This window comes from Novosphingobium sp. FG137, from assembly GCF_057809735.1.
On the sequence record NZ_JBMDKN010000007.1, the window covers coordinates 187,818 to 207,861 of the forward strand.

The 20,044-nt window shown below is 63.1% G+C and carries 21 protein-coding genes; 17 read left to right on the plus strand and 4 right to left on the minus strand.

Features of this window, described 5'->3' with window-relative positions; translation table 11 throughout:
- Window positions 1-410: 410 nt before the first annotated feature.
- The 4 genes from ACODS2_RS18990 to ACODS2_RS19005 all read right to left on the minus strand — a co-directional run bounded on the left by ACODS2_RS18990 (window position 411) and on the right by ACODS2_RS19005 (window position 4,268).
- Window positions 411-2,627, minus strand: coding sequence for a hypothetical protein (locus ACODS2_RS18990; RefSeq protein ID WP_216313593.1), 2,217 nt, complete (start codon window positions 2,625-2,627; stop codon window positions 411-413).
- 202 nt (window positions 2,628-2,829) lie between these two features.
- Window positions 2,830-3,186: a hypothetical protein gene (locus tag ACODS2_RS18995; protein ID WP_216313595.1), complete on the minus strand. Its 357-nt coding sequence runs from the start codon at window positions 3,184-3,186 to the stop codon at window positions 2,830-2,832.
- 386 nt (window positions 3,187-3,572) lie between these two features.
- Entirely contained in the window at window positions 3,573-3,812 is a 240-nt protein-coding gene (locus ACODS2_RS19000) for an AlpA family transcriptional regulator (protein ID WP_253204253.1), read from the minus strand.
- A gap of 45 nt (window positions 3,813-3,857) precedes the next feature.
- The gene (locus tag ACODS2_RS19005) at window positions 3,858-4,268 is read right to left on the minus strand and encodes a transcriptional regulator (RefSeq protein ID WP_489000196.1); all 411 of its coding nucleotides are present in this window, start codon (window positions 4,266-4,268) and stop codon (window positions 3,858-3,860) included.
- 401 nt (window positions 4,269-4,669) lie between these two features.
- Between ACODS2_RS19005 and ACODS2_RS19010 the strand changes: the two genes are divergently transcribed.
- Genes ACODS2_RS19010 through ACODS2_RS19090 form a run of 17 tightly spaced genes read left to right on the plus strand, consistent with a single transcriptional unit; the run spans window position 4,670 to window position 20,016 of the window.
- Window positions 4,670-5,014 (plus strand): hypothetical protein, encoded by a 345-nt coding sequence (locus tag ACODS2_RS19010; RefSeq protein WP_073976138.1) that lies wholly within the window; start codon window positions 4,670-4,672, stop codon window positions 5,012-5,014.
- A gap of 26 nt (window positions 5,015-5,040) precedes the next feature.
- The gene (gene traL, locus ACODS2_RS19015) at window positions 5,041-5,328 is read left to right on the plus strand and encodes a type IV conjugative transfer system protein TraL (RefSeq protein ID WP_020819170.1); all 288 of its coding nucleotides are present in this window, start codon (window positions 5,041-5,043) and stop codon (window positions 5,326-5,328) included.
- Between the two features lie 10 nt (window positions 5,329-5,338).
- Window positions 5,339-5,911, plus strand: a complete 573-nt coding sequence (locus tag ACODS2_RS19020) for a type IV conjugative transfer system protein TraE (RefSeq protein ID WP_489000197.1) — start codon at window positions 5,339-5,341, stop codon at window positions 5,909-5,911.
- Window positions 5,911-6,669 (plus strand): type-F conjugative transfer system secretin TraK, encoded by a 759-nt coding sequence (locus tag ACODS2_RS19025; RefSeq protein WP_489000198.1) that lies wholly within the window; start codon window positions 5,911-5,913, stop codon window positions 6,667-6,669. The genes ACODS2_RS19020 and ACODS2_RS19025 overlap by 1 nt, the downstream gene beginning before the upstream one ends.
- Complete coding sequence (locus ACODS2_RS19030; RefSeq protein ID WP_489000199.1) at window positions 6,662-8,002, plus strand: TrbI/VirB10 family protein; 1,341 nt, start codon at window positions 6,662-6,664, stop codon at window positions 8,000-8,002. The genes ACODS2_RS19025 and ACODS2_RS19030 overlap by 8 nt, the downstream gene beginning before the upstream one ends.
- On the plus strand, window positions 7,999-8,913 hold the full coding sequence (locus ACODS2_RS19035; protein WP_216313607.1) for a DsbC family protein: 915 nt from the start codon (window positions 7,999-8,001) through the stop codon (window positions 8,911-8,913). Before ACODS2_RS19030 ends, ACODS2_RS19035 begins: the two co-directional genes overlap by 4 nt.
- A gap of 4 nt (window positions 8,914-8,917) precedes the next feature.
- Window positions 8,918-9,730 (plus strand): TraV family lipoprotein, encoded by an 813-nt coding sequence (locus tag ACODS2_RS19040; RefSeq protein ID WP_216313610.1) that lies wholly within the window; start codon window positions 8,918-8,920, stop codon window positions 9,728-9,730.
- Window positions 9,730-12,273 (plus strand): type IV secretion system protein TraC, encoded by a 2,544-nt coding sequence (gene traC / locus ACODS2_RS19045; RefSeq protein ID WP_216313612.1) that lies wholly within the window; start codon window positions 9,730-9,732, stop codon window positions 12,271-12,273. The genes ACODS2_RS19040 and traC overlap by 1 nt, the downstream gene beginning before the upstream one ends.
- Before the next feature lie 29 nt (window positions 12,274-12,302).
- Window positions 12,303-12,695 (plus strand): hypothetical protein, encoded by a 393-nt coding sequence (locus tag ACODS2_RS19050; RefSeq protein ID WP_216313614.1) that lies wholly within the window; start codon window positions 12,303-12,305, stop codon window positions 12,693-12,695.
- Window positions 12,692-13,099 (plus strand): type-F conjugative transfer system protein TrbI, encoded by a 408-nt coding sequence (locus ACODS2_RS19055; RefSeq protein ID WP_216313616.1) that lies wholly within the window; start codon window positions 12,692-12,694, stop codon window positions 13,097-13,099. Before ACODS2_RS19050 ends, ACODS2_RS19055 begins: the two co-directional genes overlap by 4 nt.
- Window positions 13,086-13,610, plus strand: coding sequence for a S26 family signal peptidase (locus tag ACODS2_RS19060; protein WP_419714211.1), 525 nt, complete (start codon window positions 13,086-13,088; stop codon window positions 13,608-13,610). Before ACODS2_RS19055 ends, ACODS2_RS19060 begins: the two co-directional genes overlap by 14 nt.
- Window positions 13,607-14,254 carry a type-F conjugative transfer system protein TraW gene (gene traW, locus ACODS2_RS19065; RefSeq protein ID WP_419714212.1) on the plus strand — a complete coding sequence of 216 codons (648 nt, stop codon included), beginning with the start codon at window positions 13,607-13,609 and terminating at the stop codon, window positions 14,252-14,254. Before ACODS2_RS19060 ends, traW begins: the two co-directional genes overlap by 4 nt.
- Window positions 14,251-15,279, plus strand: coding sequence for a conjugal transfer pilus assembly protein TraU (traU, locus tag ACODS2_RS19070; RefSeq protein ID WP_489000200.1), 1,029 nt, complete (start codon window positions 14,251-14,253; stop codon window positions 15,277-15,279). The genes traW and traU overlap by 4 nt, the downstream gene beginning before the upstream one ends.
- Window positions 15,276-16,040, plus strand: a complete 765-nt coding sequence (gene trbC, locus ACODS2_RS19075) for a type-F conjugative transfer system pilin assembly protein TrbC (protein ID WP_419714214.1) — start codon at window positions 15,276-15,278, stop codon at window positions 16,038-16,040. Before traU ends, trbC begins: the two co-directional genes overlap by 4 nt.
- Window positions 16,037-17,764, plus strand: coding sequence for a conjugal transfer protein TraN (locus tag ACODS2_RS19080; RefSeq protein WP_489000201.1), 1,728 nt, complete (start codon window positions 16,037-16,039; stop codon window positions 17,762-17,764). Before trbC ends, ACODS2_RS19080 begins: the two co-directional genes overlap by 4 nt.
- Entirely contained in the window at window positions 17,745-18,590 is an 846-nt protein-coding gene (locus ACODS2_RS19085; RefSeq protein WP_419714216.1) for a conjugal transfer protein TraF, read from the plus strand. Before ACODS2_RS19080 ends, ACODS2_RS19085 begins: the two co-directional genes overlap by 20 nt.
- A 1-nt stretch (window position 18,591) precedes the next feature.
- Window positions 18,592-20,016: a conjugal transfer protein TraH gene (locus tag ACODS2_RS19090; RefSeq protein ID WP_419714281.1), complete on the plus strand. Its 1,425-nt coding sequence runs from the start codon at window positions 18,592-18,594 to the stop codon at window positions 20,014-20,016.
- Window positions 20,017-20,044 lie beyond the last annotated feature (28 nt).

Here is a 20,044-nt window from a genome sequence, read left to right on the forward strand (position 1 = left end):
TCGCCGCGACCAATTTTTCTCGAGCGGTGCGCGACGAGGCGCAGCGATTGGGCGCCATTCCCGTAATTGTCTGCCGAGATGGATTGTCCTGCGGTTCGCTGCATGAGGGCCGGCGCCCTGCTGGCACGGTAAGCACAAACTGTCCGGGGCCGGGCTCGCTGCGGCCTTGCCTGGCACATTGCTGTTCCGAAGCGCGCCCACAACATTAGGGCAAAGGTGGTCGTGCCTCCGCCGTGGCAACCACCGGTCTCGGTAGCGGCGCATACGGCCCTGAGGAACGGGCACGAATAGTGCAATCGTCGGGCTCTTCCCTTTCGTTTTAAATGTACCATACCATTCGGTCCCACTCGGTTTTTGGGCGAACGCGACCTGCGTGCGTGTCCTGCAGGACCCCTTGTCACGGATGATACTCAGTAGTCCCAGCTCAAAATGTATCGCCCACTTGCTGGGACACTAAAATCAATCCGCTGGCGGCCCTGCTTTCGGCCTCGGACAGTACTTCCGCTCGCACTGACAAGTCTGCACGCCGGCAGACCTTCTTTGCCGCACCGCACGATGCTGAGCGCCGCGTGGCACGTTTCACCCCCGTCCAGGGTGACACTGATCGCGCGTTCTCCGGTTCGTTCGCTCGCCATGATGAAATGGTCGCAAAACAGACGAAACGGCGCCTCACTCACCTGATGGAACGTCCGGCTGGCAAACACGAAAGCCGCGCCTGCACCATAAATTTCCTGGCCAACCTGGCCGGCCGGCTGCCCATCGACGTAAAGATCCTCGAGTGGGAAGGACAGCGCACGATCGATGTGCCCATTGCGAACCTCGGTCGCGAGGAGTTCTGGCGGGAGCGCGTCGGGATAGTAAAACCATGCGCGGTCAAGCGCATATTTACAGTATTCGCTGATGAGCATCCTGGCGGCAGGTTCGAGTTCCGGGCCGCTGTCCCGCAGGTAACATTCAAAGGCCGAAAAGCTGTCAAAACACTCGTAAATGGCCATGTAGGGCGCATCCTGCAGGCACGTGACCCCAAAGAAGTTCCGGTATTGTGCCGCACCGCCGATCTCTGACTCCCATATGGCGCAGTTGTGAAAGAAACTGGCGAGGTAAACGTAACTCTGCTCCAGATAGCGCCTGACGTTGGTGACCCGCCATAGCCGCAGACAAGCCGCCGCGCCCCATGCGGTAAGGTTTGCCTGATAGTTGAGGTTGAACCTCATCCCGCAAGCCGCGTCGATTGCTGCCTCGGCTTCGCGGAGAAACCGCTCTTTGCGGGTAAGCTCGTAGGCTTGCAGCATGACCCACGCATAGAGGCCGCCGACATCTGTCTGACCGCGCCCGTCTGCGCCTGCTACTGCAGTAATGACGGAAAAGTCGGTGACCTTGTATTGTATCGGCCACTTATACTGGAAATGATGAGCCGCTTTAATGCCATAATCGACGGACCGGAGGAACAGATCTCGCGCCTTTTCGTCCCCGGCAATAGCGAGTCGGGCAAGATTGAGCAACGGATGATAAAGATACCACGAGTCGACGGCGTCCGCATCCTTGTCACTTCCTACGTTAGGAAGATACCGGCGAATTGTCTGAAGTTCAGAGTCAAAGAATTTTTTCAGGCCGTCGGAGAACTCTTTTTCCAACTCGCCGGGCCTGCCCCGCCAGGCGGCATAATCCCGCATCGAGGCAAGAAGAGACAACTGGACCATGCTGTCGGGATATTCGCTAGCGGTATAGGGATGAGCATAGCGCTTGCCATAATGCCGGATAGTTGCCTTGGGCGATTGGGACAGATCTCGCAAGGTCTGTTCTGCGCGATCCACCCAGTCGCGAAAGTCACGTTCGGGCAGCTCCAGCGCCGTGTAAACGGCACCGAGCATTTGCACAAAGAGACGGGCACTTTCACACTCGTTCTGCGCGGGCGCGTCCCGGAAGACGATGATGGCGTCGGACAGGGTCACTTTGCGGCCGGCGGGCAGGGGATTGATCGGCGGTGTCCCGCTCTGGATCGAAGTGGGAAGGAAATACCCGATTTCGGGCCACTCGCCGCCCACCACACCATCGGGTTTGGTTCCGGTGAGGGTGAAGTAGTCATTAAGCGCGGTGAGGTTCTGGAAATAGAGCACGCTTCCGAACGCAGGCTTGTCTATGCTGAAATAGAGCAGCCCGCTGTTGAGACCCCGCTGGCCGGCTTCTATAGTGCCTGAGGCGCCCAGCGGGTCATCATTTTCATCGAGCGGATAAAGATCTCTCGGCACGAAAGGGAGGAGCAGTTCAGCCGATGGGACCAGTGTAATGGTCAGGCGCAACCGGTGCAAATCGGTGCCGTCAAGGCGGGCCGCGATCGCATATGTACCGAGCGCGGTCTCGGCCGTGAGCGAAAACCCTCGTTTGCTCCTTTTCAAGGAGCCATACTTGAGTTCCATGCCTGGTGCGTAGGCCAGACGGATCGCGAGACCGCCGCGTCGCGGACGGCGCACAATCGCCCATAAGGAATCACCCCCGCAGCATATATCTGCTGTGAGATCGCCGAGCGGCATTACGCCAATTGAATGCAATCCACCTTTCAGCTCTTTACGCAGTGTCATCAGGTAAGGACTTGCCGGTTGTTCGATAACGGCAGCGCGATGCGGCATTCTGATCTCCGTTTCAAACCGCAGACTTTGCTCGCTTACTCAAACGGAGTTCGATGGATCAGGTTTCAAGAACCTGTGGTGTTATTTCTGTGCGCAGATCAATGCGAGTGGGAGACCGGCGCCGCGAGGATGATCATTCCATCCCGTCAGGGCGGCGGGAGCGGCCTTCCCCTTAGTGCCCACGCCTCTGCCTCCTCCCATGCTACTTGCGCGGTTCATCCGCCTTGCCGGTCCCTCTTACCGCCAACAACGCTTGCAGACTGGCAACAAAGCTCCCGTCACGCAGGGATTGTGGCGAGGCCACGATGCGACCGGACAAGTTCTTATCCAGCTGCGCGCAGTACGTGTCGCCTTGCACCGCCTGCATGCTGATCCGACCGCCGTCCGGGAATGTCACGCTTACATCGATCACAGCAAGAACCACCCCGTTCTCCATTGTGCGATCAATCGTGCATCGGCATCCATGATCGTCGCGCCTGTCCTGCAGAGCAAGAAGCACCGGCAGAATATCCCGTTCGAAGTCGGTCGCGACTCGAAGGAGACGGCGAAGGTCGAGCACGGGGTAGACGTAGGCACCGTACGCTTCCAGTCTGGTGGCGGGCGTCGAACTTCACCAAGGCCGAAAAAAAATGCCTGAATGAGACCGCGTTCGCCTTCCGGCGCGGAGCTGCTGGCCGATGCCTCGACATCACCGGCATAGGCCGCTTAAAATCCAATCCAGAGAAGGACGAGGCGGACATCATGGTCTTCATCCTCAGCTTCGGCTTGTCGAAGCCAAGATAGCGCACGGTGCACGCGAAGCCCCAAAGGCTTCTGGAAGCCGTCCCGCGGCGAACGCTGCTTCTCCTTCAGAGCTTCGGGATGAGGAGTATTGCCCAGCGGATATCGATAAACCATGCGCGCAGCCTAGCGCGAGGAATTCTGACGGAATAGACCACGGCGTGATCAGTTTGGAATTCGCGATACGGCGCGGATCCACTCATCAATTTCCGCTTCAACCCAAACTGCGCATTTGGGCCCCAGCGATCGTGACTTGGGGAAACGCCCTTCGCTCATCCGCTGATAGATGGCCGAACGACGCAGCCCGACGCGGGCCATCACTTCCGGCAGTCGAAGAAGTCGGGCCGGCGACACAGTTTCCGCCGACGGCAGGCAGGGCGTTTCATCTTGAGCTGAATGCGACATTGCTGATCTCGATTGTAAAGTTCGGTCCCCTCCGAACTCCTAGGCCTACCGTGAGAGCGACATGGCGATGTCGCGATTGGCGAAATCATCGATGTGCTTGGCAAGCATTCGCGCCACCAGCTGCGCCGTTCCGCCCGCCCACCGAGGCCGCAGATCCTCAATCCGACGTCCCAGAGTCCGCTGCAGATGGACAGGCAGGCTGGTGAAGAACTCTTCGAGAAATTCGCCCATCTCGCCATGCATCCACTCGCAAGCGAGATCTTCCTGCCCGGCAAGAGCGAGGATCATGCTGGCTCGCGGGTGAGCTCCACAGGCGGCAAGCACACGCGTTGCCTCGTCGAGCCCGATGGGCCGCTCACCACGCGCAACGCGAAGCAGGGTCTCGCGATGCATCCCGCTTTCATTGGCAATCTTGTGGCGTGGTTTTCCTGCGGCATCGATCGCATGGGCAAGCACGCGAGCCAGGCTTTCATTGGCGGGTCTGGCGGCGGCGGTTGGATGGTGCATGGCTGTCTCCTCGTTTCTGCAATGGTGCGACTCGCAGGCATATCGCGCAGCATGTCATGTAGGAAAATGAAAAGAACATAGACGGAACATCTCGTTTAAAGGCGAATCAGTTCCTCTATCCGATTCGTCGCCGAATCGTGGCGGACGTGACGGTATTCACCGACATAGAAAGACTGATTTAGCGCCATTATCGTCGGCTTGGAGCGTCGGGCGGGAAAAGATGTGTCCGTATCTGTCCGCCTCCAGCGGAGACCAGATTACCACTCTTTCCTACAAACATTTCCTAGATGCATGTGGAACACACAGCGAACGCAAGGACGCTGTGACCACCCCTCCAACCGGAGCTTCACATGCAGTCTCTCACCCTCCCCCGGCGCGTCGGCGTCACGGGTCTCGGCCCAAAGCACCTTGGCAGTGCCCTCAACATTGCCATCCCGGTCGCAGTCGCGGCGCTTGCGGCAAGCGCCGCCTATGCCGGCGCTGACACGACCTTCACCCCGGCCCTCACCAAGTTCACCGACTTTCTCGAAGGTTCGGGCGGCAAGATCATCACGGTTCTCAGCCTCGCTGGCGGCCTGATCGGTCTGGCATCCGGGCGCTTTTCGCTCGGCCAGGTCGCCGTTCCGGTGGGTGTCGGCATCGGTGTCGGCACCGGTGTTCCGATCGTCACCTCGGTCGTGACCGCGGTCATCTGAGCGCGGCAAGAGAAGGCGGCGTCGCCATGGCAGACCCTTACATCATTCCCCGGCGCCTCGATGACCCGGAGCTTATCGGCTTCTGGACCATCGACGAGTTCGCGGGAATGCTGGCCCCCTTCACCTGGGGGATCCTCACCCAGCATATCTTTATCGGCATCATCGTCGCCTTCGGCGCCTGGTTCGCACTGCGAAAGGCAAAAGCAGGACGCGCCAGCTCCTGGGTAGCCCATGCCGCATACTGGTATCTGCCTGCAGGATTTCTGGGCCTCAAGGCAACGCCGCCTTCTCACTGCCGACTGCTTGCCGGTTGAGGGGAAGCCCATGTTTTCCGACATATCACACGAACGTCAGCAATCGCTGCTACGCCAGCGGAACCTGTTCGCGCTCACCAGTGCCGGTCTCGGCCTCGCACTGGTCATCGCAGGGAGCCTTGCCGCCACCCGCGACCGTGAGGTTGTGCTGGTGCCGACCGTTCCCAAGCAACTCACGGTGAGCAGTGCCGGGGTCGAGGCCGACTATCTCGAGCTCGTCACCCGCGATGCCGCCCTTGTTCTCCTCAATCGCAGCCCCGAGGGCCTCGATTACTGGATGAACGAGATCCTGAAGCTGGCAGATCCCGCAAGCTATGGCCGCCTCAAGGCCGAACTCGTCCGGATCGTCGAAGAGCAGCGGGGCTCGGACGTCACCCAGGCTTTCGTGATCCGGTCGATGACGGTCGATCCCAAGGGTCTGACATCGGATGTGACCGGCACGCTCAAGACCTTCGTCGGCGCGCAAGTGATTGCGAGTGACGAGCGCCGTTTCCGCTTCAGCTGGACCTACCGCGGCCTGCGCCTGGCGCTGGCAAGGTTCGCCCAGCTCCCCCCACAGGACAAATCAAAGGAGGCCCAGTGATGGCTTACCTAAAAGATGCCCACGCTCGGGTCCGACTTCTGAGTGCGGCAGCACTGCTCACAGCAGTAGCATCCCCCGCTCATGCCGCCGACCAGGTCAAGCAAGCGGCCGATGGTGCCGGGATCGAGTGCAGCGTTTCGGCGCGGGAACTGACCCGCTTTGCGCTGGTCGACGACCAGTTCGCCAGCGTCTCGAAGATCTCGACCGGCACGCCCTACAACGACTTTGCGGTGACCAACGAGCCGGTGCGCGGGGATATCTACGTGTCCGTGCCGGAAACCTACGCCGCCCGGGCAATCAGCTTCTTCACCACCACGAAGAAGGGCTTCGTCTACAAGGTCGCGTGCCGAGTTGAGCAAATTCCGGCGACCCAGGTCTTCATCACCAACCCCGCCATCGCGAAGAACCGGGCTGCGGATTGGGAAAGCCAGACCCCGATCGAGACCAGCGCCGTCAGGCTCATCCAGGCCATGGCCAACGACCGGACTGTCGATGGCTTCGAGGTCCGCCAGATGGCCGCCATGCCTGCCCGGGTCGGCGATCTCGAAGTCCAGCTCATCGCTGATTATCGCGGCGCCAGTCTCACCGGAAAGGTGGTCCGCATCCACAATCGCGGTTCGAAGCCGGTGACGCTGGCCGAGCGCGATCTCGCGCCCCGCGACACTCTCGCTGTCTCGATCGCCGAGCCGAAGCTCGAGCCCGGGACCAGCACCACGGCCTTTGTTGTCGGCGCAAACGCGGAGACCGGCCATGACTGATACAGCCAATACGCCAAGCCCTGCTCCTCTGCAGGCCGAGAGTGCGGCGCCATCCGAACTTTCCGGGCTCAACGCCCGCACTGCGCGCCGTCAGAAGCTGCTGCTGGGCTCATTGGGAGCGCTCGCGCTGCTCGGCGGGAGCTGGTTCATCCTTGGCGGTGACGACAAGGCCAAGACCGGCGATCCCAATGCGGCGCAGACGATCGACACGGCGGGCCTCGTCAACCGCGATCTCTCGCAGCGCGAGTTCGTCGCAACCTATGGCAACCGGCTGGATGCGGTCACGCGCGAGCAGAAGGCGCTGAAGGATGGGAGCATTCCGCGGACGGAGATCGAGTCGCAGCTGGCTGCCCTCAAGGCCGAAAACCAGGCCATGCGGGTCGATGGGCAGGCCGCGATCGATGCCATCTCCGCAGAAAATGCCGAGCTCAAGACACGGCTTGCCGCGCAGCCGGCGACGACGGCACCCACTGTACCGCCACCGGCCTATGGGCCGCAGGCGGGCGGTTATGACGCGCGGGGACGTTTGCCCCAGCCCAGTCCTGTGTCTGCAGGCGGTGATCCGCAGGGCGGCATGATCCCCTCGCCTGGCGAGGTGAAGCTGATGAGCTTCAGCTCCGACAAGGCAGGGAGCAGCGGTCTCCGGGTGGGCCGCCCCGATGCGCCGCCGGTCGTCGTCGAGGACTCGCCTGATTACCTGCCGCCCAATTCCTATGCGCCGGCCCGGGTTATCGTCGGCGTCGACGCCTCGGCGGGCGTCGCCAGCCAGACCGATCCGCTGCCAGTTGTGCTGAGGATCACGGGGCCTGCCCGATCCGTCATACAGAACGGGAAGGTTCTGACCACCCGGATCCAGGGCTGCGTTGTGAACGGCGCGGCGCGCGGGGATCTCAGCAGCGAGAAGGTCTATGTGAAGCTTGCCCGCATGACCTGCGATCAGCCTGGTGGCCGGGTCGCAGTGAGCGAGGTCAAGGGCTTCATCAGCTTCGCTGGCAAGTCCGGGGTTCGGGGTCGCGTCGTGAGCCGCGAAGGCAGCCTCGTCAGCCAGGCATTGCTCGCCGGGATCGTCGGCGGTTTCGGGCGCGGCTTCTCCGCAAACGCCAACAGCGTGTTCTCCGGCGTCACGACCAACCCCGATGGCAGTCGCTCCAAGCTGTCTGCGGGCGACATCCTCGGTGGCGGGCTTGGCCAAGGCGCCGCCGATGCCGCCGACACGGTCAGCAAATACCTGATCGAGCGCGCCGAACAGTACCAACCCGTCGTCGAGATGCCGACCGGCATCGATGTCGAGATCGTGTTCCTCGACGGCGTCTACGTGAGGAACTCCCAATGACCGAAAACTTGTCTCTAGAGCGGGATAACCGTCGGCGCCGCTGGTTGCGTGCCAGCGCAGGACTGGCAGCAATCATCGCCTTGTCGGCCGCAACAGGATGGGCGGTGGCAAGCCTTGCAGCCCCCACTGCCGCTCCGGACATGGCGAAGGTGCGTGAGGCACTGAAGCTGCGCCTGCCCAAGACGCCGATCGACGCGATCAACTGCAAAGGCCTTGGCGGTTTGTGCGAGGTCGCATCCAAGTCGACGCTCTTCTACGTTGACCGGGCTGCGAAGTATCTGGTGATCGGCCGGGTCTATGACATGGAAGCCCGTCAGGATCTGACGGCTGCACGGCTGCTCGCTCTCAATCCGGACCTGCTGGCGGCAGGGGCAGCACGGCGCAGCAATCCCGAAGCGCAAGCGGATGGGAGCCCAAACCCATCAGCAGCTTCAGCCCGGAACGCTGAACCGCGGCATGTGCAGCTTGGCAAGCTTCCATCAAATGGCGCGATCACCTGGGGCCCTGCCAATGGTCCACGTGTCGTTGTCTTCTCGGACTTCCACTGCGGCTACTGCAAGAAGCTTGAGGCAGAACTGAAGGCGATCGGGGCGCGGGTCGAAGAACGGCCGATCTCGATTTTCGGCGCAGAGAGCCGCCGCGACGCCGAGCGGGTTCTGTGCTCACCTCGGCCCGAGCTGGCGCTGCACATGGCATATTCGGGTCTGGCGCTCGCCAATCCCAAACCCTGCGACACGAGCGGCCTCGATGCCAACGAGGCCTTCGCCCGGGCTCACGGCTTTGGCGGCACGCCGGTGATCGTGCGCCCCGCCGATGGCGCCGTTCTCGAGGGTTTCCGGCCTGCTGCAGTGCTCCGGGAATTCCTGCGCCCAACCTCCACCCGGGCCCCCACCCCAGCTCCGAAAGGATAAACCCATGCGGTTTCCGACACGTCTCCTCGCCTGCGCCTGTCTGGCCGGCTTCGCCAGTGGCTGCGCCACGTTCGGCACCAATGTCGAAGGCGACTTCACCTGCCGGGCGCCCAAGGGCGACTGCGCACCGGCCCACGTCATCGATGCCAAGGCGACGAACACTCTGTCCTCGGGCACGGCGCCTCATGCCGAGACACGCCCCCGGTCGGGCGTCGTGGATGCTGACACCACGCGTACGGCGGAGCGGACCCTGCGGGTCGTCTTTCCAGCGCATGTCGATGAGGCCGGAACGCTCCATGATGAAGCGGTCGCCTGGACGGTCGTCGATAACCCGCGCTGGGCAACCGAACTGCGCCGCAAAGCGGGTGAGGACAAGAGCGGGGCCGTCATGCGCCAGGTCCGCCGGCAGTTGAAGGCCGCTCAAGCTGCGTCGGCACACGAAGCCGCAAACAGTCACTCGGATGCTACCGTCGATCTTGCGGCGCCCTTTTCATCCGCGCCCACGAACGGGACCAGCACCCTGGAGACCCCGGGCGCTGATGCTCCCAGTTCCGAAAATGCAGTTTCAGATGCCTCGCCGCTGGTCCTCCCCTCCACGGCGCGCGAGGCCGTTGCCGGTGCCAAAGCACCGGCGGTCGAGGGGTTCGACACGTCGCCTCCCCCGCGTGATCGAGCCCCTCGGCCAGAGGCGGGGCACAGCGCCCCGGCGTTCCCGAGCGCGGCGGCGATTGAAGCCGCGAAAGCCGCAATCCGCCCGGCAATCCGGACCGGCGCTCAGCCGACCGACACCACCTCGCAGTCCGAGGAACCCAAGTGATGGCCGAGCAACTCAAGTCCGTCGTTGATCGGTTGCTCAGCGGATTGCTGGGGGATGCCGAGCACGTCGAAAAGCCCCGTCCCCAGCTGATGGTCGACATGCTGTCCGACTGGCTGCCCTACAGGGTCTATGATCCGGCAACGCGCCTGTACTTCAACGCACGCTCGAAGGGCTTTGTCCTCTCGGTCACGCCGCTGATCGGCGCGGACGAGCGCACAGGGGAAATCCTCGGGCAATTCTTCTCGGAAGGCTTACCAGCGGGCGCCTGCCTGCAGGTGCTCCACCTTGCGAGCCCGCGCATCAGCAGAATCATCGCCCCGTGGTTTGCGCCACGGTACATGCAGGGCGGCGTGTACGAGGCGATTGCCCGTCACCGCGCGCGGCGGCTCTATTCGCTCGTCTGGGAATCAGGCTCGCCGGACGCCCCCTTTCATGCGCGGCACCACCAGGTCATCGTCTCGGTCGGCGTGCCAACATCGAAGGCGGTCAGCAACGAGGATCTCAAACAGACCCGCGAGGGGTTGGTGGCGATGCTCAAGTCACTGAACCTTGGCGTGGTCGAAGTCGGGCCGGAAGCGCTCATCGCCGTCATTGATGATCTGACCTCGCCCACCACCGCGCCGCAGGACGACGCCGTGCCCTACAATCCGAACGATCCGATCGCCTCGCAGGCGATCCGCCACGATATCGAACTGGTCGTGGCTGAAGATCGCATGCGGCTCGTGACCGAGCGCTTCCGTCCTACCGGCAAGGTCAATGACGGCGTGCCCGAGATCGGGACCGTCTATCCTGATGCTTTCGATGTTCGCCATTTTGCCGTTCGAAACATGCCATCGCGGTGGGCCCCGTGGGAATGCGCGCGGCTAATCGGCGACCTGTTCACCGACAAGCTGCGCTTCCCCTGCCCGGCCGCCACCATGCTGTGTCTCGTCTATCCGGACCAGGAGGCGGCATCGGCGAAGGCCGGCTTCAAGTTCATGCGGACAACCAGCCTCGCCGGTACCCGCAGTGCCAGGTTCCTGCCGCGGATCGGGGAACAGGCCGCCGAGTGGCAACATGTTCAGGCAGAGCTGCAGGAAGGCCGCCGTCTGGTACGCGTGTTCTACGGCGTGACGACCTATTCGCCGCTTGGGTCCGGCGACCGCCACGAGCGCGCGATCAAGTCGATCTACAAGGCGGCAGGCTGGGACCTCACCGACGAGCGCTATCTGCAGATCCAGGGGCTTCTTGCGGCGATGCCGCTGACGCTAGCCGACGGGCTCGGTGCCGACATGGAGCGGCTGAAGCGGTTCAAGACCGTCCTGTCGACCACGGCAGCCAATATCGCGCCCATGCAGGGTGAGTATCTCGGAAGCGCCCACCCTCACCTGCTGTTCGTCGGTCGGCGCGGCCAGCCCTTCTTCTGGTCGCCGTTCGAGAACGAGGCGGGCAACCACAACGTCGCGATCTGCGGCAAGTCGGGATCGGGCAAGTCGGTGCTGCTCCAGGAGATGTGCGCCGCGCTGCGCGGCGCCGGCGCGCAGGTGGTCGTGATCGACGACGGTCGCAGCTTCGAGCATTCGGTCAAACTGCAAGGCGGCCGTTTTGTCGAGTTCACAATGAAAGCGGGCTTCTGCCTCAACCCCTTCTCGATGATCGACGCAGCCCGCGCCGCCGAGGACGAGGATTATCGCCTCGACTGCTTCGGAATGATCAAGGCGATCGTCGGGCAAATGGCCCGACACAGCGCAAAGCTGACCGATACAGAGCGCGGGCTGATCGACCGGGCGGTCAACATGGTCTGGGCTGAACACGGCGCGGCGGCCACGGTCACGACCGTCGGCGAAATGATGGCCGGTCTTGGCCATGACACGGCCGCAGACATTGCGACTGCACTTGCCCCCTACATGGCTGGCGGAACCTACGGTGCCTTCTTCGAGGGCCAGGCCAGTCTCGACCTCGATGCGGATTTCACTGTATTCGAGATGTCCGACCTCGCGAGCCGGGAAGACCTGCGCAGCGTGGTCCTCTCCGCGATCATGTTCATGACCAGCCAGGCGATGACGCGCAGCCCAAGGTCGCTGCGCAAGCTGCTGCTGATCGATGAAGCATGGTCGATGCTGAAGGGCGGCTCGATGGGTGAGTTCGTCGAAACCTATGCCCGCACCTGCCGGAAATATGGCGGCGCGCTGGCGACCGCCACACAGTCGCTCAACGACTACTACAAGTCCGACGGGGCGACGGCAGCGCTGGAGAACAGCGACTGGATGCTGATCCTTCAGCAGAAGCCGGAGACGATCGCCGATTTCAAGGCGAGCAAACGCCTCGATATGGACGATCGCACCGAGACGCTGATCCGCAGCCTCAAGCGCTCCGGGAGCGACTATTCCGAGGTGTTCATCAAGGGGCCGGAGACCGAGGCGATCGGACGGCTCGTGCTCGACGACTATTCGGCAACGCTCTTCTCGAGTTCGCCCCAGACCTTCGCCGCCATCGATGCCGAGATCGCCCGCGGCCACCAGCTCGCCGATGCCATCGAGCGCATCGCTCATCTCAACCGCTGACACCTCTTCACCAAAGGATTCCGAAACTCATGCCTCTCCACCTCGTCACCCCGTTCGACCGGACGGATGCGCCCGAAGACGAACAGCCCCTATTCCCGCCGGTGCCGACCTGGCGCTCGCGCATCGCCGATGGCTGCTACATCGTGTTGCGCGGTAGTCTGTTTCTGGGCTCGTCCTATCTGATGGCCCTGGGCCTGCCGCTGCTCTTCTTCCTGCTTCTATCGGGTGGCAATCCCGATGCCTTCTTCGCCCATGTCGCCAATCTCGGTGATCGCTTCCTGGCGGCGGATTTCACACGGCGAGTCACATTCCTCGATCAGTGCAAGTTCGTCCTGATCGGTCTCGCCACACTCGTCGTCGTGTGGCGCATGCCGCGCTTCATCCGTGATCTCGACCGCGAACTCTCGGGAGAAATGCTGTGAAGAACATTCTGGCAACATTAAACCTTCGCAGGCGGCTGGCATCGATCAATCTCACCGCTGTCGTGCTCGGCGTCGGCATGATCGGCCAGGTCCTGTGGGGCGTCTGGACGACCGACAAGCTGGTCACCCTGGAGAAGCGTGAGGTCGTCACGGTCCAGCTGAGCCGGATCATGGGCGACTTCATCGAGGGCGAAGCACGAGCTGGTCGTCCGCCGGAAGAAATGAAGATGCGCGTCCAGGCCTACCTCAAGGCTGTGGAAGCCTCGGTGCAGCAGCTTGGCCGCGAGGGCCGGACGGTCCTCGTTGCCGAAGCCGTGGTGGCCGGGAGCACGCCGGACCTGACGCAATCTGTACGCGCCGATGTTGTGCGCCGGATGGGAGCCATTCCCGATGCTGCCCGCTGATCGCCTGATCCGCTCTGCGTCCGCGCGCCGTCTCGTGCTTTGGGGCGGGCTTGGCGCCGGGGCGCTGGCACTCTCCTCGCTCGCCGCCTTCGCTCAGGGCCACGCGCTCATGATCAACGTGAGCCCCAGCCTGCCCTACTGGGCCCTCTGGGTGACGCGCGGGGCAGCCGTGCACCGCGGGGATATCATCCTTTTCGATCCGCCTGCTTCGTCGTTGCTGGTGAAGCATTTCGGAGCGGCGCCGAAACCGTTCGGTAAGCGGGTGAGCGGCGTGCCGGGCGACATCGTCACCGAGCAAAACCGCACCTACTTCGTCAACGGGCAGGCTGTCGCCAAGGCCAAGCTCACGAGCCGCCTTGGTGAACCCCTCGCGCTCGGCCCGACGGGCCGCGTTCCGCAAGGCTGCTATTTCGTCACAAGCGAACACAAGGACGGTTTCGACAGCCGCTACGCCGCAATCGGTTGGATTTGCGGCCCACGCATTCTCGGCGTCGGGAGGCCGATCCTGTGAGGCTCCTTACCTTCCCCATATGCGCCACTGCGCTGGCGCTGGCCATAGCGCCAGAGGCAATGGCTCGCGATTACGGTCAGCACGGCACGGTCTGGCCAGTCATCGAACCGGACCTGCTGCAGCAGATCCATGCCAGGCTTACGCAGCTCGAGAAGACCGGCGAGACCGCCCGCCTCAATGAGGAGCTGAAGCGGCGAACGATCGCCCGGGTCAACCGGCCTGAGCATGTCGCAGGTCTCTCCCTCGCTCCGGCAACACGCAGCTGGCGTTTCGATCCGACGATCACAGTCGAGCGCGATATCGCCGACGATAAGGGCCGCGTCATCATTGCCGCAGGCACTCGGGTCAATCCGCTCGATACCGTGCCGCTGCGGGCTCCCCTCGTCTTCCTCGACGGCGACGACCCGGCACAGCTCGCCTGGGCCACCCGTCGCTATGCCAGCACAAAGGCCAAGCTCATCCTCGTGGCCGGCGCGCCGCTCGAACTCATGAAAGCCCGCCAGCGGCGCTTCTACTTCGACCAAGGCGGCACGCTGGTGAAGCACTTCGGCATTCGCGCAGTACCGGCAACCGTCGAGCAGCAGGGTCGCGCGCTCCTCATCACCGAACAGCCGGTCACTCCCAACGAGCGGGCGCCATCATGAGCAGGAAACATCGCCTTCTGTCATGGCTTTGCGGAGCACTTCTGCTCGCCAGTCTGAGCATCTTCTCCAGCACCCCGGCCCAGGCTGCGGCCGGTCCCGGCCGCTGCACCGGCAAGTTCGTCAATCCGATCACGGACATCTGCTGGTCGTGCCTTTTCCCGATTTCTATCGGAGGCTTGAAAATCTGGCCGTCAAGTCGGCCCGACACCAGCAACCCAGCTCTCCCCGTTTGCCTCTGCGGTTTGCGGCCCGGTATCGCCATGGGGTTCTGGGAGCCGGTCCGGCTTGCCGACGTCAGCATGAAGCCTTGGTGCTTCGTCAATCTGGGCGGGATGAAGCTCGATCCTGGGTTCGACATCGGCTTCAAGTCGATGGCGGGGCCATCTGCAGTTGGCGGCAATACCCAGTACAACTCGCAGTGGCATGTCCACTGGTATGCCTATCCGCTGATCTACTGGATGGAGATCGTTGCCGACTTCCTGTGCCTCGAGTCCGGCTCGATCGACATCCTCTACATCACCGAGATCGATCCGCTCTGGCAGGACAGCGAACTCACCGCGATCATCAACCCCGAGGCGGTCCTGTTCGCCAATCCGCTGGCGCTTGCGGCCTGCGCGGCCGACTGCGTGGCGGCAACGGCCAAGCTGCCGACCGATGAACTGTTCTGGTGCGCGGGCTGTCAGGGCACGATGTATCCGCTTAACGGCAATGTCTCGGCGACCATTGGCCATGTCCAAGCCTCGCGGCTCGCGCTCGCCCGCTTCTCCTACAAGCTCCACCGCGAACTCGTCGCCTGGGGGACGATGGGCAGCAAGGGGCTTTGCGGCAAGTACCTGATGCCGGTGATGCGCAAGCAGCAATACCGCTTCCAGGCCACCAATCCCAATCCGCAGACCAAGGGCCGCTACGCCTGCGCGCCCATTGGTGCCTCCACCACCTTCATGTCGGCAGGCCAGGTCTATCCCGCCATTGGCGAGGACATGGGCTATCTGGTCTGGCGCAAGCGGAACTGCTGCGCACTATGAAAACCATTCCTCATCTCATTGTGGTCGCCTCGCTTTCGAGCCTTGCCGCTTTGGCTGGCGCGTCGGCGCAGACGGCCGAACCGGACCTTGATGTGGCGGCCATCCGGGCACGCGCCAACGCTGGCGCCAGTGATGCCGACGCGCTCTCTGCCAATGCTCGCGCAAGGGCCGAGGCGCTGGCGCGGGAGGCCAGGACAAGCACCAACGAGGCCGAGGCGCACGCTCGCCGCTACACCCGTGAGGCTGCCGCAAGTGCTAAGCACGATCCGGCCAGCACCTTCGACTTTGACCGGATGGTGGCCGACGCCGGCACCATGACCAGCGAAGGCATGGGCGAGGCGCCAAGGTTCATCGCCTTTGCTTCGCTCTCGATGCCGCCAGCGGCGCTGCGGGCGATGATCGACGACGTGGCCAAGGCCGGCGGCATCGTCGCCTTGCGCGGTCTGCCTCGCAACAGCGCCAAGGCTCTGACGGACGCATTGGCAAAAATCGCAAAGCCCGGCGAGCAGCTGGACGGCGTCGGTATCGACCCGCGGCTCTTCCGTGCTTTCGGGATCGAGACCGTGCCCACCTACGTCGTCACCAGCAGTGACTTCGATCTGTGCGACGGGTTCGATTGTCGGACGCAGATCCCGCCCCACGACCGGATGAGCGGCAATGTCAGCGCAGCCTACGCCCTTGAGACCTTCGCGCGCGGCGGCGGCCCCGGCGCTTTGCTTGCGGCCCAGCACCTCGCCCGTCTTGAAAGGCAGGATCCATGACACGACCAATCCTCTTTCTCACGGGCGTGTGCGCGCTCCTGCTCACCCTTGCCGGACCGCTTCACGCCCAGACAACAACCGATGCTGCCAAGGCGGACGGCAAGGCTTTCGGGCGAGACAAGGCGGCATCCGCGCAAAGTGCGGCAACCACAAACCCGGATGCCAGTCGCATCCCCAATTTTGGCGGCACACCAAGTCAGTCGGGCTATTTCGACGATCCCGACCGGATGAGCCGCGAAGCGGCGAGCCAGGCCACGACCAATACCGGTTACAGGGCCATGCGGGACTCGATGGACCGGCGGGCCCGGTTTGCGCCGCAGGATCTCGATGCCACGATCGCGCGCAGCAATGTGATCAGCAAAGATCCCCTCGCCTATACGAGCGGGATGGCGATTGGCGGCTCGCAGGGACGCTGCGTGCCGTTGCCGCCGGCCAGCGGAACCGCAGCACGCTACATGGCGACCTGCAACGTCGGCTACACCGCCAGCCAAGAAACCCGGACCTGCCCCGTGACATTGACCGCACGGGTCGAGCAACGCCAAGTCTACGGCTACTACTGCGTGGGCGGCAGCGGGGTCGACCCGACTTCGGTCTACAACTGCAACCGCTACCCCGCGCCGCAATGCACGGTCACGCAGTCCTATCCGATCAACCTGTGCGATCCCTACTTCGGGATCTACTGGGGCTGCAACTCTGGCGACCTCAGGGTTGACCTGGTCAGTTGTACCGCGCCGGTCGATGGCGCCACACCCTATACGGTGACGGGCGAGAACGTCGTAACCGCCACGCGCGATGAGAGCCAATGCGCCGGCATCGCGGCCGACAGCTCGTGCCAGCAAGACACCGAGACGTGCACCGACAGCGATCCGGTAACCCGCATTGTCGATGGCATCGCCGTGACGCAGCCTTGCTGGGCATGGAGCCGGAGTTACAGCTGCGCGCAGTTTACCGAGGCTCAGGACTGCCAGACACTTGAAGACACCCCGGGCTGCAAGCTCGTGCGCGAAGACTGTCTCGCTGGCGAGCCCTGCCGCACCTGGGAGCGGGTCTATGATTGCCCGGTTCCGGACCAGCCCGCGAACAGCAATCAGTTCATCTGCGATGGCGACGTCTACTGCATCGATGGCTCGTGCGAGACCATCCAGCGCGAAGCCAATGACGAGTTCAAGGACGCGGTTGTCGCGTTGAACGCGATGAATCAGGCCCGCCGCGAGTTCGATCCTGACAATCTAACCTTGTTCAAGGGGACCCGCGAAAGCTGCTCGTCGAAGGTTTTCGGCATTCTCAACTGCTGCAAGGGCAAGGGCTTTCCGCTCATCCCGGGCATCCAGCTGCTCGTAGCGCTGGGCTGCAGCCGCGAGGAGATGCTGCTGCATCAGAAAGACGCGCAAGGTTTGTGCGCCTACGTCGGCACCTATTGCTCGTCGTCCTTCCTTGGCGTGTGCCTGACCAAGCGGAAGGTCTACTGCTGCTTTGAATCCAAGCTCTCGCGGATCCTGCAGGAGCAAGGCCGCCAGCAGCTGAACAAGCCCTGGGGCAAGCCGAAGACCGAGCAATGCGCCGGGTTCACCATCGACGAGTTCGCCCGGCTTGATCTGAGCCGAATGGACTTCAGCGAAGTCTATGCCGAGTTTACCGACGCCGCCCGCCTGCCTGACGAACTGCAGGCCACCCAGGAAATCCAACAGAAGATCGAGGACTATTATGCCCGTGCACGCCAATAAGGCCGCGTGGCGGCTGCTTGCCGCCTGCGCGATTGCCAATGCCGTTTGCGTCCTTCCGTCCGCAAACGCGCAGACGACCACCACCCAGACCGATGCGCTGCCACGCGCCGAGACGGGCGAGCGGCAGGACAGCTTCTACTGCGCGGAGCGCCGGCTTGGGTACTGGTTCTACTGCGACCGGCCCAAACCGCCGGAACAGAAGGCACTTACGCCAGCGGCAAGCGCCACGAGCCAGCTTGACGCGATCACGGCGACCTTGCGGGAGCTCAAGGCCAAGGCGATCCTCGAGCCCACGCCTGCCAATGTGACGGCGTACATCCGGTTCCAGCGGGCCCAGCTCGACCGGGCTTCACTCTTCAGCGACGTCTGGCAACGGGCGATCTGGCAGGATCCCGAGCTCGACTACACGCTGCAGCGCCCGGTTTCGACGCTCGGCAAGCGCCAGTGGCAGGATTCGCGCAGCGCGGAACGGAACGCGGCAATGGCGCAGCTCTCCGAGCGCTACGGGCTCTTCTACTTCTTCGCCCAGAGCTGCGGCGCCTGCGAGGTCATGTCGCCGATCGTACAGAGTGTTGCCTCTACCTGGCATATCGCTGTCAGAGCGATTTCGACCGACGGCGGCCCATCGCGGCATTTCCCGAATTACACGGTCGAGACCAACCAGCGCAGCCGCATGGGCCTGGAGCCCAAGATTACGCCAGCTGTCGTGCTCTGGGACGCCCTGACCGGCCGCCCCATTCCGATCGGCTACGGCGTGATGAGCGCCGACGAGCTTCAGGACCGGATCTACCTCCTCACATCGAAGGAAGCTGGACGTGACTACTAGGATGAAAAGAGCCGTCGCTGCGATCCTTGCAGCTACCCTTCCCCTCACCAGTGCATCGGCCGACGTCGGCAGTTCGATGGACTCGTTTCTGAACGACGTCGGCGGCGCAGCCAACGTCAACGGGCCGACCGCGTTTCAGGGGCAATCGGCCGGCTATTACAGCCTCGGCAATGTCTGGACGCGCTTCCCGCAAAAGACGACCAACATTGCCAACCTGCAGCTGCCGCGCGCCCGAGCTGGATGCGGCGGTATCGACATTTTCGCGGGGTCCTTCAGCTTCATCAACGCGAGCGAGATCGTGGCGATGCTGAAGGCGGTCGCCAACAATGCCGTCGGCTTCGCCTTCAGCCTGGCGATCGACACGGTCTGCCCGGAATGCTCGAAGATCATGCAGGAGTTCAGCCAGAAGGCTCAGCTCATGAACAACCTCAACATCAATTCCTGCGAGATGGCACAAGGATTGGTAGGCGGGATCTGGCCGAAGGGCGACCTTGCCGACAAGGCGGTCTGCGAAGCTATCGGCAACTCCGAGGGCATTTTCACCGACTATGCCGCAGCCAAGCACGGCTGCGGCACAAGGGGGCAGCGTTCGAGCACGACTGCGCAAGGGTCGGGCAAGTATGACGACGTCAATCCCGGTGTACCGCGAAACTACACCTGGACGATCCTCAAGAAGTCGGCGTTCTTCTCGCCCGGAGGCCGCTTCGACGAAGAGCTCGCCGAATATGCCATGACGCTGTTGGGCACGATCATCTACGTGCCGCCCAAGGACGATGAACCGGGCAAGTTCGTGCCGATCGTTGGCGAAGCCTCGTCGACGCTTGTGACCTCGTTGCTGGATGGCACCACGAACGGCAACGTCCTCATTTTCGACTGCGACGAGACGGAGAAGTGCCTCAACCCAGGTTTCAAGTCGCTGAGCCTGCCCGCATCGAAAGCGCTGCGGCCGCGCGTCGCGGCGCTCATTGGCGGGATGGTTCAGGCGATCCGCGATGATACGGCGATCACCGAAGAGCAGAAGGAACTGCTGCAGGTCGCATCGATCCCGCTCTACAAGATCCTGACCGTCCAGGCGGCCTATGGCCGCGGCATGCCGACCGACGACCGCGAGACCCTGGCCGAGATCGCCAGTGTCGACCTGCTGTTTGCCGTGCTCGACCGCATTGTCAGCGAGGCTGGCCGCTCAATGTCGAGCTTCATTGGGGCCGACGAAGCGAAGATCGCGATGTGGCAGAGCCAGGTCAATGTCGTGCGTCAGGCGCTGGCTGATCGGCAGGCCAACACGCATCTCAAGGTCAATGCGGTGCTGCAGATCATCGAGAAGACGGCGTTCATCGAGAACGTGCTGGCTGCCTCAATGTCTCCCGGCATGGCCGCATCGCTCGACTGGTCGCGCGGCGTCCAAAGCCGCGCCCTCACCCACTGACCGGGCCAACCACATCCAAGCGGGACAA